Here is a 342-nt window from a genome sequence, read left to right as displayed (position 1 = left end):
AATTGGTGGAGCTAAGCGGGATCGAACCGCTGACCTCCTGCATGCCATGCAGGCGCTCTCCCAGCTGAGCTATAGCCCCAAGGTGAAAACAAAAGGCCCATCCAATATGCGAATGAGCCTTTCAACTCCCGCAAAACGCGGGTAAAAGTGGCGTCCCCTAGGGGACTCGAACCCCTGTTACCGCCGTGAAAGGGCGGTGTCCTAGGCCACTAGACGAAGGGGACAACAACCTTCGTACCGACCCGCTTACGCGGACCTGGCAAAATTGGTGGAGCTAAGCGGGATCGAACCGCTGACCTCCTGCATGCCATGCAGGCGCTCTCCCAGCTGAGCTATAGCCCC

General features: G+C 58.5%; 3 tRNA genes. All 3 read right to left on the bottom strand.

The annotated features are described in order from the left end of the window. Positions 1 to 3: 3 nt before the first annotated feature. Positions 4 to 79 (bottom strand) — tRNA-Ala (locus tag AC1MHZ_RS23430). A 69-nt stretch (positions 80 to 148) separates the two neighbouring features. Then, positions 149 to 224: transfer RNA gene (locus AC1MHZ_RS23425), tRNA-Glu, on the bottom strand. Between the two features lie 42 nt (positions 225 to 266). After that, positions 267 to 342, bottom strand: a tRNA-Ala gene (locus AC1MHZ_RS23420).

This window comes from Pseudomonas sp. FA-1 (assembly GCF_056856075.1).
The sequence above is the reverse complement of the archived record's forward strand: the minus strand, read 5'-3'. Positions and strand labels throughout refer to the sequence as shown.